The organism is Nonlabens ponticola (assembly GCF_003966335.1).
Lineage (GTDB): Bacteria > Bacteroidota > Bacteroidia > Flavobacteriales > Flavobacteriaceae > Nonlabens > Nonlabens ponticola.
Genome location: NZ_CP034549.1, coordinates 2524316 through 2539815 on the forward strand (window position 1 = coordinate 2524316; position 15500 = coordinate 2539815).

Sequence of the window (15500 nt, forward strand, 5' to 3'; positions counted from 1 at the left end):
TTTTTAAGTGTTCAAAGTACAAGTTTAAACCGTGCAACGGAAGTGCAATTATCGTCCACTACATTTTTCGCATATTCCTTTAAGTACCAAGTTGGCATCTTCGGCCACGTACCCATCAGGCAAATTGATATGTGGTATTTTATGCTCTGTCAGACATACGGTCTCATCGCAATTATGGCAATGAAAATGCAAGTGTAAATCTTGTTCTAATTCGCAATTACATCCAGGTTCACATAAAGCATACTTGGTAATGCCTGTGCCGTCTTCTATGTAATGTACGATTCCTTTTTCTTCAAAAGTTTTTATGGTTCTGTAAAGCGTTGTGCGTTCCGCTTTCGCGAAAGCGGACTCAATATCCGTTAGTGCTACCGCAACTTCCTTTTCAGCCAAATATTTATAAATCAAAATGCGCATCGCTGTAGGACGCACTTGATGATTCTCTAATGTTTTTTCTATTTCGGTCATTGTTATTTCAGATTGCTTTTGATTTTTTTTGCCTTCGATAAAGCTTCCCATCCTTCTTTTGCTGCGTATGGAACAATCAGCAGCGCAGCAATTGGGTCTGCCCACCACCAGCCTAACCAATTCACAAGTAGTAATCCTAATAAAACTACTACCGTTTGATAAAGGCAAATAAATGTATCCTTTGCATCAGCTTTTAGAGCTGGACTGTCCAATCTGTTACCATATTTCCTTTTGTAATAAATCAAAATGGGATTTACGATTAAGGATATTACTAATATCACAACCCCAATAGTTGACCAAGATGCGGTTTCTTGACTTATTAATTTAGATATGGAATCATAGGATATAAAGGCACAGATGAGCGCAAAAGAGATTGCAATGACATAAAGCGTTATCATTTTTCGCGTTTCTACACGTTTCTCATCTATTCCTTTGATTTCGCCGTGCAACCGCCAGCCCAATGTTCCAGCACTTATTACCTCGATGGTGCTGTCAAGTCCCCAGCCAATTAAGGCAGAGCTGTTTGATGTAAATCCTGCGATAAGCGATACGACCACTTCAATGATGTCATAGATGACGTTCCATATCTGTAGGGTTCTGGCTTCTTTTAAATTTCTCTTCCTCGTTTTTTTCATATCTCCTAATGTGAGTGTTCTGTATCGCCTTTGTTCATTTCTGCCATAAGGTAATAGGAATTATTAAATGCAAAACGTGTTTTTGGACTTGGGGTTTCAAAAAAACGTATCGCTATCCAGTCACCATCTTTTTCGCCAGTCATAACTTCTATGGGTGTAAAACTCCACGCATCGCCTTCCCTTTGCGCTGTAAATACATACGTCTTTCCAGCTTCTGTAACTACGGCACTTTCTGGTAGTGCTATAGTCTGCTGGTTGTCAACTTCAATTTTACCTTTTATATACATTCCAGGTATAAGACCGCCTTCTTTGTTCTCAATTTCAGCGTGAACGTGCACTGCTTTGGGATCTTGTTCGAAGGTCTGGCTGACTGAATAAATTTCGGCTTCCAGTTCTTTTCCTGGACGCGATTGAATACTAAAGCGCACTTTTTGTCCTTTCTTTACTTTATCTACATCTTTTTCAAAAACCATTAAATCTGCGTGTACGTGGTCTGTGTCTACTATTTCCATCAGATTGGTCTGTGGCTCTACATACTGCCCAGTTTTTATAAATACCTTTTCTACAACACCTGCAATGGGACTGCGTAATGCCACACGCTGGTAAATCGTACCATTGCGCACGCCACTTGCATTGATGTTGTACTGTCGCAATTGCGCTTCAAGGCCTTTTACCATTGCCGTAGATGCCTGATAGTCTGCGGTGGCCTTTTGATAATTCATACCAGATGCCACGCCAGCTTCATAAAGTCTTTTTTGACGTTCGTATTCTTGTTTTAAAAAAAGACTGTTGCTGTATGCATTTAGGTAATCACTCTGTATCTGTATAATACTGGGATGTGAGAGGTATGCTACCGCTTGATTTTTTTTAACCTCGTCGCCTTCAATTACTTCTATGGAAGCCACATTTGCTCCCGCAAGCGTGGTAATATTAGCTTCGTTTTGTGGTGGCACTTCAAGCGTTCCGTTTGCTTCTACGTAACCGCTCATATTGCGCTGCGCAAGAGTGTCAATTTCCATTTGTAAGGCTACAAACTGTTCTTGCGTAAGCATTACTTCTTTAGCCTCGCCTTCGGTATGGTTTTCTTCATCAGTTTCACCTTCAGAATGGTTTTTTTCTGTTTCAGAATGGGTGGCTTCATCGTGGCCATCTTCAGTTTTTGAGTCGCCACAACTGGTCAATAATAATGCTAGTAGCATCGTTTTAACAGGTATATATTTTATCGTTTTCATCTTTTTAGTTTTGGAAATATTGTAGTTCAAACAAGGCTTTTAAATAATTATCGAGTGCATCTAGCGCATCCATTTCAGTCTGGATGGCATCCCTGATGATTTGTGTGAATGCCGCATAGTCCAGCGCTCCTTCTTTATATGCCAGCAACGCACCCTTTCGCTGGTCTATGGCAAGCGGCAGCGCTTCGGTTTTATAGAAAAACCAAGTGTCCCGCCATCGCACATAATTTTGCATCGCTTGTGTATATTGAGATTGTAACTCACGCTGTTTATAGGCTGCATCGGTTTCTGCAATCTGTGTATCCAGTTTTGCAGCTTTTGCGCGGCTGCGGTCTGGGCCAGAAAACAGCGGAACGGTAATACCCACTTGATAGGTGTAGAAACCGCTATCGCCATTTACTCGTTGCAGACCACCTTGCAGATTGAACTTGGGCAATAGATTTACCCTTGCTGCATCATAGCTTGCCTGTGCTTCGTCTATACGCTTTCGCGAAAGCGATAATTCGGGATGATCATTCAATATTTCAACTGTCTCTGAAATCGAAATTTCATCAGCTTCCAATTCATCAGTAACGGTGTACATCGTATCTGGTGTCAACCATAGGTTGAGTTTTTGAAGAGCGATCAAATAGTCTGTTTCTGCCTGTTGAAATTTATTATTGACCCGCAAAGCTTGATTGCGCGCAGCATCATATTCCAGCCTTGAAATGGCTTCCACTTCATAATTGAGTTCTACAGATTGTGCAAACTGATTGTAAATACTGTCCAATTCTCGGTACAAGAGGAACTTCTTTTTTGCCTGAAAACCTTCTGACCAGGCTTTTTTAACTTCCCGTTCTACCAGGATTTTAGAAAGGTCAAATGCCGTTTGTGCCAACTCGATCCGTTGTTGTTGTAAACGTTCCTTGGCACCTATTCCCAGTAGATCAATATTCTGCTGTCCGATGCCTATCAAGGTATAAATGCCCTGACCATTGGCTACTTCCTCACCACCAGTAAATACCTGTGTATTTCCGAAATCATAAGCATTGCCTGTGAGTGCATTCTGTCTTTCAATTTCGAGTTGGCTCGTTTTAAGTACAGGGTAATTCTCTTTGGCAATTTCAACCGCTCGTGATAGTGTGATGGGTATGATACTGTCCTGAACAATACTATCCTGCAAAGGTGCTTGTGATTGTTTCGCTTTTTCTTCGACTGCTCTCTGGGCAGATGCCCAAGAGGTACCACCTAACATAAAACCAAGTATCAAAATTGTAGTCAACGCTTGCGTATTAAACGAACCAATCTTTTTCTGGTCTTTGCGCTCGCGTCTCTTTTCTATAAACGTATAGAGCACGGGAAGAACGACCAACGTGAGTAGCGTCGCTGTAAGCATACCACCGATAACCACTGTAGCTAGTGGTTGCTGCACCTCTGCACCAGCAGATGTGGAAAACGCCATAGGTAAAAAGCCAAAGATATCTGTAGTAGCCGTGAGCATAATGGGACGAATACGTTCTTTAGTCCCTTTAAATATTCTATCCTTTATACTTACGACACCTTCTTCTTTTAAAGAATTGAATCGGTTAATAAGTACCAGCCCGTTGAGAACTGCGACACCGAATAGCACAATAAATCCTACACCCGCCGAAATACTAAAAGGCATATCTCTCAACCATAAGGCAAACACACCACCGATGGCCGCCAAGGGTATCGCGATGTAAATCATTAAAGATTGTGAAAAGGATTTTAGAGCAAAGTACAGCAGTATGAATATTAAAAACAGAGCGATAGGCACAACGATTATCAAACGATCCTTTGCACTTTGCAGATTCTCAAATTCGCCACCATAGGTAATATAATAGCCCGATGGCAGATCCAGTTCTTCATCTAATCTTTTCTGAATGTCTTTTACTACAGATTCCACATCCCTTCCTCGAGCATTTACACCTACATAGGTTCTTCTATACGTATTATCACGTGAGATTTGCATAGGTCCAGGCACGTATTCAATCTCGGCTATTTCGATAATGGGCACCTGATTTCCATCCTTAAGATCGATATACATATTGCGCAGGTCATCAATACTTTTTCTATGGCTTTCATCAAATCGTACCACGAGGTCAAATCGTTTCTCGCCCTCAAAAATGACACCAGCCGTACCACCTGCAAATGCAGTACTTATGTAATCATTGACTTTTTGAATATCCAGTCCATATTGCGCCATTTTATCTCGCCTAAATTTTACGGTCATCTGTGGTAATCCAGCTGTACGTTCTGCACTCACATCGCCAGCACCAGGAACAGTCTGTATAATAGCTGCCATTTCCTGAACCTTTTTTGACAATACCTCTAAATCTTCGCCATAAAGCTTTACCGCAATGTCTTCTCTCACACCTTCTAAAAGCTCGTTAAACCGCAGCTCTACAGGTTGAGTAAATACTAAATTCACACCCACGAGTTCTTCATTCAATTTATCTCTAATGGCATCTATCAAACCTTCTTTAGTAGAGGCGGTTGTCCAGTCATCCATATCCTTATTAAGGATGATGTACATATCTGCAATGTCCATAGGCATAGGATCTGTAGGAATATCTGCTACACCTATACGCGCTGTGACTGTTTTAATTTCAGGGAAATTATCTAATAGAATGTTTTCTATTTTTTTGGAAACTTCAATGGATTCTGACAGCGAACTTCCTGGTCTTATGAGGGCCTGCATTGCTAAATCTCCTTCATCGAGCTGCGGCACAAATTCTCCACCCATATTAGAAAAGATAAAACCTGCGATGACAAGTAAAACTGCCGCGGCTGATAGAACGATTAGTTTTAGCTTTAGTGCTCCCTCTAACAATGGCATATATGCACTATGAACAGCACCTATTATTTTATCACTTAATTTTTCGAGCCAGCACTCAAACCTACTGAACCAGTTTTTGGTGTTTTGTACTGGTTTCATAAAAAGCGCAGACATCATAGGCACATAAGTAAGACAAAGAATAATGGCACCTATCATTGCAAACCCAAAAGTGTATGCCATAGGTTTGAACATTTTACCTTCTACACCTGTAAGAAAAAGTATGGGTGTAAAAACGATGAGAATGATGATTTGTCCAAAAAAAGCAGAACCCATCATTGTGCTTCCCGCTTCATAGGCTACTTTATCCATTAGGTCTTGATTGAATTTTAACTTGCCAGACCTAATTCGTTTTTGGATCTCATACACCGTTCCTTCTATAATAATCACTGCACCATCTATGATGATTCCAAAATCAATAGCTCCCAAACTCATTAAGTTTGCCCATACATTAAACTGCTTCATCAGGATAAAGGCAAAAAGTAAAGACAGTGGTATGGTCGTGGCTGTTATGATTCCGCCTCTTAAACTACCCAGCAATAAAACAAGGGCAAAAATCACAATCAAGGCACCTTCTAGTAAATTGGTTTTAACCGTATCTGTAGTTCGCGCAATTAGCTCGCTACGATCAATTATTGGGACAATGCTAAGTCCTTCTGGCAGGGATTTTTCAATTTCTGCCATACGATTCTTCACATTTTGAATGACTGCATTAGGATTAGAACCCTTGAGCATCATTATAATACCACCAACAGCTTCCTTACCGTCCTGTGTAAATGCGCCATAACGCACTTGATTCCCAAAATGGACACGCGTTGCCACATCTCCAATAGTTATAGGAATATTACCTTCATTAGTAATCGAGATATTCTTAATGTCCTCCAAAGAGCGAATTAGACCTTCGCCTCTTATGAAATTTGACATTTTATTTTTTTCTATATAGGCGCCACCAGTATTGACATTGTTCATAGCAAGAGACTCATAAACTTGTGAAATGCTGATGCCCATACTGTTTAACTTTTCTGGATCTAGAGCAACCTCGTATTGTTTAATACTACCGCCATAAGAGTTAACTTCTACCACACCTTCCAGCAAAGTAAGTTGTCTTTTGATAACCCAATCCTGCACGGTGCGCAGTTCCATAGGCGAATACTTGGTTTCAAAACCTTCTTCTGGTTTTATGGTGTATTCATAAATTTGACCTAAACCTGTGGAAATAGGACCCATAGACGGACTCCCAAATTTTTCAGGAATGGATTCGCCCAATTCATTAAGTTTTTCCCCTACCAGCTGTCGAGGAAGATAAGTCTCCATATCGTCTTCAAAAACGATGGTTACTACAGAGAGTCCAAAACGTGAGATAGATCGTATTTCGGTAACGCCTGGCAAATTACCCATAGATAATTCTACTGGATAGGTTACAAACTGCTCGATATCTTCCGTTCCCAGATTCGGCGATTGTGTGAGGACCTGTACCTGGTTATTGGTAATATCTGGCACGGATCCAAGATTTACTGTTGCCATCGACCAGATACCGACTCCTATAAGAGTTAAGGTAAAAAAGCCAATAATAAATTTATTATTGATTGAAAAATCAATGATTTTATTAATCATTTAATTGTGTTATTAATTCAGTTAATATATGGGTGTACGCTTTCGCAAAAGCGAAAACAAATAATATCTCCCGAAGGGAAACATCACGACAGGATATAGCTATCCTGTAAAAACTGAGTTATGCCCGTGGTGGTTGTAATAGGGAAAGGGAAATATCCTTGCCTATACTGTCAAAATAAACCGTAGAAAGTTTATAGTCTGCTGGATGGTAAAGGTCTAATACATTTAATCCAAAATCTAACGTGTGAACGTGACAGCAATGACAATGACAAAAAGGAGAACACATATCAAGTAGATTGTGGTAGTAATCACCAGTGTCGCTTTGTGAAAATTCTATTTGCGTGCTATCCTCAAAAGAGTCAACATTTGCATCACTGCAAGGCGCAAAATTAAGCGCGAGCAGATAGAATGAGAATATGACCGTAATAATTTTCACAAAACAAAGATACCCTAATTCTAGTGCAACTGGTGTGCAAAGGTTTTATTCAAATTATTTACGAATAAATTTAGATGGCTCTGAAAAATCTTTTACTATATCTAGAATCTGATTTATAGGTTCTGGGACACTATCGATATTTATACGTTGGGCAATGGTTCGTGCAAAGAGTACTTTATTATAAGTCGCTTTTTTCTTTTGATATAAAATTCTACTGATATTTGACAGGAAGTCGTTATTACGGTCAAAATCTGTAATCAAAATCTTAGGTTCCTCTGGATATAAATAGTTTAAAATTTCCACAGAATACTTAATATCAAATAAGTCTTCAAATGTTCCATTTTCTATAAAGATCATTCTATATTTATTCTGTTCATTCTGTATGACGCGATTAATATCATCTCTTTCTTTAGTTGCATCGGAATCTAAAAAGCACACCATTTTTCGTTTAGGGTATTTGCTTCGGAAATTAAAAAAGTCTTCTTTCAATTTTTGCTTTGACTTTGAATTATAGACTTGTATCTCATTATGTGATAATACGAACCGTTTTCTGAAAGCTAATATTGGAATAGCAACCTCTTCGCTTTCCCCTTCAACTAAAATGATAACTTTTGGATTATTAACAATATTGAGGTTTGGTAAAAAGTTTCCAAATCTATCTGCCATTGATTTTTTAAAATCTTCAAAAAACTCTTTAAAGTAAACTAAACCTATTTTTTCAGCTATGGCTGTATTTTCTAGTAACAGCTTATATTGAAGTAATTCTTCTGGCAAAATAATAGTTTGTTTTTCACCACAACAAGGACAAATCATATCATCTTCAAGCTCATCTTTTCTGGAATGCGCTTTTACTCTGATATTTTTAAACTCTTCTGCAAATTGTTTAAGTTCAGGATTCGCAGAAAACCCTTTCAAACCGTATTTTTTAAATACTTCGTGATCTATTTGGAAATACGAGTAGTGAAGAGCTTCACTCATACCTATTTTGGGCATTTCCACTTCTGCAATGGTTGTGAACCCTACACCTAATTCTTTATGCTCTTTATTTATTTTTTCAACATAACGTCTATAAAAAAGAGTTAATTCCTGTAATGGTGGAAAATTCATTAATCTAAAAAGTAGCTCTAATTTTTCTTTGTTAGTTGACGGTAGCGTAGATTGACTCAATCTTTTTTCTAAGTGGCCATCGAGATTCATATTTTTTAAGCCTAAATCTTCAACAACCTTAGAAAAATTATGTTCTATGTCATTATCATCAAGTTTAGCAAGATCCATATGGTACTTTAATTCAACGTCCTCAAAATGCTCTTTTGTAAGTTTACAGATTGTTAGAGTATATGGTGTTGCTTCTATAATCCAATTGAATTCATAATCAATTCCTGGCAAGTACTTTTCATAAAGAATCTCAAGAGTTGGTTTCCAAATATTCTTAAATATGAAAAACTTGTCTAAAGCCACTAAAACTTCATCTGCATTTTGATTTTCCTCTTCACCACCTTTATTAACATTAACGAGTAATCTAATGACATTGTTTAAAATTGTATCGTGTCCAAAGACAGCAATTCTATTTAAAGAACCTTTGATGATTCCCATATAACCACCTTCTACGATTTTTCTCCAATCGTTATCTCTATTCTCAGTTTCAACTTCTTTACCCATCACTTTATCTCATCTATTGTGCTCCCGCAAGTTAACATTTGCTCACCATAGTATGGATTTTTGATATCCTTCTCGACACTTAGCCAGACCGCGCCTTTATTATTATTTGCCATCGGGCATTTCTGAACATATAGTATCTCTTCGGTTGCATTTATATTCATCGCGATGGGCACCATATTTTCATTTAATATCACAAAATGGTCACGTTGATTATCCAGATTATCGTTCGCTGCAATGGCATCTAGCATTTCAATACTTTTCTTGATATGTGATTGTTCCATACTACCGAGACTTTTAATATCTGCGGATTTTAAAGATGTTGATGTCGCTTTCGCGAAAGCAGAAACCTGATTTGCATCGCTCGCTACCAAAGCATCTTTCATCTGCAAATAAGGCTTAAGCGCTTTCTTAAATTCACTTTGAAAATTTTCTGTAAATTCCATTTTCATTTGAGACATAGGCATCTCAGATGCCTCTTCCTTTCCCTGATTCATCATAGATTTTTTGCCTTGTAGCTGGGCTGCTGCGTCTACTGTAAAAGTTCCGTTTGTCACAATCTCGTCGCCAGTTTGTAGGCCCTCTGTTACAGCATAATTTTCACCATTACGATTTCCAATGGTTACTTCACGCATTTCAAAAACGGGTTCGTTGGGACTGGTTTTTATATAGACCAATGAGCGTTCGCCAGTCCACATTACGGCACTTGCAGGAACTGTTATCACTTCGTTAGTCATCATCATTTCCCCTTCGAGTTTTCCCGTTACAAACATTCCTGGTTTAAAGAGGTTGTCTGTATTTTTTAGTGTTGCTCTAACGGTAACCGTTCGCGTGGCATTGTTAAGTATGGGGTCAATAAACGAAACCGTAGCACCAAATTCTTTATTGGCATAAGCATTGGTTACTACTTTTATTTTCTGACCTACTTTTAAATCTGAAATTTGATTTTCATAGGCATCAAATTCTGCCCAAACTGAATTTAAATTGCTTACTTTTAAAATGGGCTGACCTTGTTTTACATAGTCGCCTTCACGTGCCATCACTTCTGAAACCGTTCCTGAAACGGTGGCATAAATGGGGAAATTATCTCGCACTTTTCCTGAAGTTTCAATCGCATTAATTTGGCCTTCTGAAAGTTTCCATAATTTCAATTTGTTGCGCACTGCCTTGTATAGTTCAGGCTGCGATTCTTTTAATGAAGCTGTTGTGAGCAATTCTTGCTGTGCAGCGACCAAATTTGGTGCATAAATGGTGGCCAGTAATTGACCACGATTTACTTTTTGGCCTTCATAATTAACATTCAAACGCTCGATACGCCCATCAAAATGGCTTGCTTGTACAGCATTGTTTTCTTCGTTGGTGGCGATTTTGCCAGAAAGCGTAATCATTCCATCATCTTCTGACATACTGCTATTACCTACAATAGTAGTTTGAATGTTTGCCAGTGCCATTGCATTTTCTGTCATTTTAATTTCATTAACTGCAAGACCATCTGCACCAGATTCAGCAGGTATCAAGTCCATTCCACATATAGGGCAGTCGCCTGGTTCGGGCTGCATAATCTGTGGGTGCATTGAGCAGGTCCACATTTGGTTTGGCGACTCGCCAGAATGGTCGTGGGTATCTGACATTTCAGAAACGTCCTTGTTTGCCTTGGCATCACTACCTGAACTACCAAAAATGAGCCATCCACCTAGTAGTCCCACGATTAGTGCAAGTGCTATATATAAAATGTTCTTGTTCATACTATTATTTCTCGTTTTGTAAACGTTCGATCATCGCATTCATTTCTTCAATCTCTTTTCGTTGTGCTTTGATAATTTCCTCTGCAAGTTTTTTTACTTCTGGATCTTTGATGTCTGCACGCTCGCTTGTTAAAATTGCTATGGAATGATGAGGAATCATTGCTTTCATCCAGAGTACATCGCCTACGGTAGATTTTTGGTCACGTACCAGCCCCAAAGCACCTACAAATAGAACGATACTTCCCAGAACAATGGCGATATTCTTCTTTTTATTTTGATACATTCCACGCATTGATGCAAACATTATAATGGCCATTGCCGCAATCCCTAAACAGACCATATAAAAGCGAGTTAGACTGAACCATACGTGGTCCCACTCATAAGTGTTTAGGTACATCGTGATGTACATAGCCACGAAGGACGCTGCGAGCATTCCCACAAATTTTGTGTAATTGCCTTTTTTCATTTCATTGTGATTGTTTTCTTTTGACTTCATCTGTTTTGGTTTTTTAGTTATTAATCAATTGATTTTGTTCTGAGTCTAAGTGCGTTTGCTATTACAGAAACCGAACTAAAACTCATAGCCAGTGCTGCAATCATAGGCGATAATAGAATTCCGAAAAATGGAAATAATACTCCTGCCGCAATCGGTACACCCAGCGTGTTGTATATCATAGCAAAAAATAGATTTTGCTTGATGTTCCGCATTACTTTGTGGCTTAGGTTTCTTGCTTTTACGATACCGTGCAAATCGCCCTTTACCAAGGTTATCATCGCACTTTCAATAGCCACATCTGTTCCTGTACCCATTGCGATACCCACATCACTTTTAGCCAGAGCAGGTGCGTCGTTTATACCATCGCCTGCCATCGCTACTACTTTACCTTGCTCTTGTAGTTTCTTTACCTCGTCCAGTTTGTTTTCAGGTAACATTCCTGCTTTGAAGTCGGCGAGATTGAGTTCGCTCGCCACAGCTTGGGCGGTGTCGTGATTATCTCCTGTGAGCATTATTACTTCAATGCCTTTGTCCTGTAATTCTTTGATTGCCTTAGCACTCGTTTCTTTTATTTTATCGCCTATGACCACGTAGCCTGAAACTTCGCCATCAATGGATAAGTAGGAAACCGTTTTTCCCTGTTTCTGAAAGGATTGTGCTTCGGTTTCCATTTCAGGTGATAGCTTGGCATTTGCATTCTCCATCATTTTGGCATTTCCCAAATCGAGCTTCTTGCCATCAACTGTTCCTTCTACGCCTTTTCCGGTTACTGCGCTAAAGTTTTCGGTTTTTGATATTTCGACCTTCTGCTCCTTTCCATATTTCACGGTGGCTTCGGCAAGTGGATGCTCGCTGGAACTGTTTAGGGATGCGATAAGATGTAGAATTTCGCTTTCGCGAAAGCGAGATTCATCAAACGACCCAATTTTCTCAACCGTTGGTTTCCCTTCCGTAATGGTTCCTGTTTTATCAACGATAAGGGTGTCCACTTTGTCCATTTTCTCTAAGGCTTCGGCATTCTTAATTAGGACACCATTTTGGGCACCTTTACCAACACCTACCATAACGGACATCGGTGTTGCCAATCCCAATGCACAAGGACAGGCTATAATCAATACGGCAATGGCATTTACAAGAGCAAATACATAAGCTGGTTCTGGTCCCCAAATCGCCCAGACAATGAAAGTGATGACCGCAATGATAACCACGACAGGTACGAAATAGCCTGAAACCGTATCTGCCAATTTCTGAATAGGGGCACGACTGCGACTGGCATCGTTTACCATATGTATGATTTGGGAAAGCAAGGTGTCGCTACCTACTTTTTCGGCCTCCATCAAAAAAGATTGATTCCCGTTAATGGTACCGCTACTTACCTTATCATCAACAGATTTGTTAACTGGGATAGGCTCTCCCGAAATCATTGATTCATCCACCGTAGTTTCTCCTTCGGTAATTTTGCCATCCACAGGAATCTTATCTCCTGGCTTTACTCGTAGGATATCTCCTTTTTCAATCTGGTCGATGGAAACTTCTTCTTCGTTTCCATCCACTACGCGTACTGCTTTGTTAGGTGCAAGCTTTAATAATTCTTTCACTGCTGAATTGGTTTTACTATGTGCACGGGCTTCTAAAACTTGACCCATCAATACCAGCGTTAGAATAACAGTAGCGGCTTCAAAATACACGTGAACCGCACCGGATTCTGTTTTAAATTGTTCCGGAAAAAAGTCTGGAAACAACATCCCAAAAACACTAAAGAGCCAAGCCACGCCCGCACCTATACCGATTAGTGTGAACATATTTAGATTCCACGTTTTAATACTTCGATAAGCACGTTCAAAGAACATCCAAGTGGCATAGAACACCACAGGAATCGACAAGCCAAATTGAATCCAGTTCCACCATTTCTGTTCCATTACATCGTATAGCGGATTGTTTGGAATCATCTCACTCATAGCGATTAGGAAAATAGGAAGCGTAAAGGCTACTGCTATCCAGAATTTCTTAATCAGCTTATTATATGTTTTTTCTTCGGCAGATAAATCAGGTTCCATCGGCACTAAATCCATTCCGCAAATAGGACAGCTTCCCGGTTCGTCCTTTACGATTTCAGGATGCATTGGGCAGGTCCACTGTTCAGTAGTAGTTGTAGCTGACAAATTTTGCTCTTCGACCAAATCCATTCCACAAACAGGACAATCGCCTGGTTTGTCATAGGTTTTATCGCCCTCGCAGTGCATTGGGCAATAAAACGTTCCCGTTCCCTTGCCTTCTGGTTTCGCTTTTTTCGGTTTTGCTGAAGCGGAATCATCATCGTGATAATGTTCGCCTGATTTGTGGATGCTATACGAACCACCATCTTGCTTTAGAGCTTTTTGAAATGTTTCGATAGAAATATGAGATTCCATTTCGATGGTCGCCTCTTCTTTCTCTAAATTAACCGAAGCGTTAGTCACACCTTCCACTTTAGAAAGTGTTTGCTCAACGTGATTGCGACAACCGTTGCAGGTCATTCCTTGTATGTGGTATGTGTGTTTCATTTTTATCGAATTATGAATTTTATAATCAAACCTCCTGCAAGCCATACATAACAAATGAATGCTGCATATTTCAAAATCTTTTCAAGCAAGGGGCTTTTGGGCGCCATCTCGCTCATAGAATGCTCAACGTCTTTTCGCTTGAAGAACCCCAGATAGATTAAGTAACCCGATATGGCCAAGAAGGCTATATTCAAAAAGAAAGTGTAGTTTATTTTGAAATGGTCCTTATCTTGAATATTGACTTGCGAAGGGTCTGGCATTAAATCAAGAAAATTAAAACCATAATGAAGTATTAATGATGCCGATATAAGAGCCGTAAAGAGTAAGAACAAAATGAAAAGTGACATTTTCCAGCCATAATATTTGGCATTTATACGTAATACGGGAAACACAACTAAATCACTGAAAATAAATGCCATTACGCCAGCAAAACTTACACCCTTGCCGAAGAGTAAGGCGGCCAGCGGAATATTGCCCATACTTCCTATAAAAGTTAAAAATGCTGCGATAGGCCCCACTATGATATGTTCAAGAATTTCTAAGAAGGTAAATTCATTAGTACCCTTGCCGCTATTGATGAATAAGGTTTCAAAGAATGCATCTGGGACGAATGCCGCCGTAATCCCTGCAATGGTGAATCCAACAGTTACGTCCTTCCAAACCATTGACCATTCCATTTTGTATTTTCTAGCAACTTTAGCCCAGTTTGTTTCTTTTTTTATCTCTGATTTCCAATCGTCATCTTGACCTTTGCTCTCGTCATTTTCGTTGCCATCATCTTTGAGATTCTTGCGTGCCTTTTCTATTAATTTTTTAGGATTTATTATTCGAATCAGTAACCAACTGACCAATATCAACAGAATACCACCTAAGTATTCGCCTACTACAAATTGCCAGCCCAAAAAGATTGAAATAAGAATGCCCAATTCGATAACCAAGTTGGTGGAAGCCAATAGAAATGCAATCGATGAGACGAAACTGGCACCTTTCTTAAAGATTGATTTCGTACCAGCTAGCGCCGAGAAGCTGCAAGAACTACTGATAAAACCAAAGAAGGTACCCAGCAATATGCTCTTGCCTTCATTCTTACCCATTGCTTCTTGCATTTTTTGCCTAGTTACAAAAACTTGAATCATACTGCTGATTATATAACCAACTACAAAAGCCCATAGAGCTGTCCAGAAAAATCCTACTGAGGTAAAGGCTGCTTCTGCCCAGGATTTTAAAAAATCATTCATATTTTTCTATTTTAATATTATTGATGTTAGCGATACCGAAAACCAAGACAAAAAACCGTAAAGCCACTTGCAGCATCACCAAGGTTTTGGCCACCATTGATACCGGAACGATATCCCCATATCCAACCGAGGAAAATGTAATTGTACTCAGGTACAAATACTCAAAGAGTATTTCTGATGTTGAGCTAACGAGACCAGAACTATTCTTGAAATTCGTTTCATCATAAATGTGAAGGGCTGCATAGTCAGTTGCAAAGGACAAGAGTATCAATCCAATCAGTAAAGCAAATAGTACGAGAATATGGCTCATTAAATGACTCTGCGCTATAATCTTCATCAACTGGTTAAACGAAAGCTTTACAATGAAATAGATTTTGACGATTGACAGAGCTAAAATCACATACTCAGACCAGCTATTATCTAACCTAGAAAAGAGCACAATATTTATCAGACCAGCTGCTATTACTACTGAAATAGTAAGCCAAGCTTTTCCGAAAAGTTGTTTGTAAAACGAATCTATCTTTTCCAATTTCTTTAATGCTTTTAATTTGTGCCTGACAAGGGAAGAGTTACTAACCAACCATCATATTTCCCTTCCCATATC

General features: G+C 39.2%; 11 protein-coding genes. All 11 read right to left on the bottom strand.

Going from position 1 to position 15500, the window contains the following annotated elements:
* Window positions 1-48: 48 nt before the first annotated feature.
* Window positions 49-465, bottom strand: coding sequence for a Fur family transcriptional regulator (locus tag EJ995_RS11505; RefSeq protein WP_126448540.1), 417 nt, complete (start codon window positions 463-465; stop codon window positions 49-51).
* A 2-nt stretch (window positions 466-467) separates the two neighbouring features.
* Window positions 468-1100: a cation diffusion facilitator family transporter gene (locus EJ995_RS11510; protein WP_126448541.1), complete on the bottom strand. Its 633-nt coding sequence runs from the start codon at window positions 1098-1100 to the stop codon at window positions 468-470.
* 5 nt (window positions 1101-1105) lie between these two features.
* Window positions 1106-2332 (bottom strand): efflux RND transporter periplasmic adaptor subunit, encoded by a 1227-nt coding sequence (locus EJ995_RS11515; RefSeq protein ID WP_126448542.1) that lies wholly within the window; start codon window positions 2330-2332, stop codon window positions 1106-1108.
* A 4-nt stretch (window positions 2333-2336) separates the two neighbouring features.
* Window positions 2337-6782: a CusA/CzcA family heavy metal efflux RND transporter gene (locus tag EJ995_RS11520; RefSeq protein ID WP_126448543.1), complete on the bottom strand. Its 4446-nt coding sequence runs from the start codon at window positions 6780-6782 to the stop codon at window positions 2337-2339.
* Window positions 6783-6900: 118 nt separating this feature from the next.
* Window positions 6901-7218 carry a DUF6660 family protein gene (locus tag EJ995_RS11525; RefSeq protein WP_126448544.1) on the bottom strand — a complete coding sequence of 106 codons (318 nt, stop codon included), beginning with the start codon at window positions 7216-7218 and terminating at the stop codon, window positions 6901-6903.
* 54 nt (window positions 7219-7272) lie between these two features.
* Window positions 7273-8877, bottom strand: coding sequence for an OLD family protein (locus EJ995_RS11530; protein ID WP_126448545.1), 1605 nt, complete (start codon window positions 8875-8877; stop codon window positions 7273-7275).
* Window positions 8877-10619, bottom strand: coding sequence for an efflux RND transporter periplasmic adaptor subunit (locus EJ995_RS11535; RefSeq protein WP_126448546.1), 1743 nt, complete (start codon window positions 10617-10619; stop codon window positions 8877-8879). The genes EJ995_RS11530 and EJ995_RS11535 overlap by 1 nt, the downstream gene beginning before the upstream one ends.
* 4 nt (window positions 10620-10623) lie before the next feature.
* Entirely contained in the window at window positions 10624-11115 is a 492-nt protein-coding gene (locus tag EJ995_RS11540) for a DUF305 domain-containing protein (RefSeq protein WP_126448547.1), read from the bottom strand.
* 20 nt (window positions 11116-11135) lie between these two features.
* Window positions 11136-13658: a heavy metal translocating P-type ATPase gene (locus EJ995_RS11545; protein ID WP_126448548.1), complete on the bottom strand. Its 2523-nt coding sequence runs from the start codon at window positions 13656-13658 to the stop codon at window positions 11136-11138.
* A gap of 2 nt (window positions 13659-13660) precedes the next feature.
* A complete protein-coding gene (locus EJ995_RS11550; RefSeq protein ID WP_126448549.1) occupies window positions 13661-14896 on the bottom strand; it encodes a permease in 1236 nt (411 codons plus the stop codon).
* On the bottom strand, window positions 14889-15425 hold the full coding sequence (locus EJ995_RS11555; protein ID WP_241234641.1) for an ion channel: 537 nt from the start codon (window positions 15423-15425) through the stop codon (window positions 14889-14891). Before EJ995_RS11555 ends, EJ995_RS11550 begins: the two co-directional genes overlap by 8 nt.
* Window positions 15426-15500 lie beyond the last annotated feature (75 nt).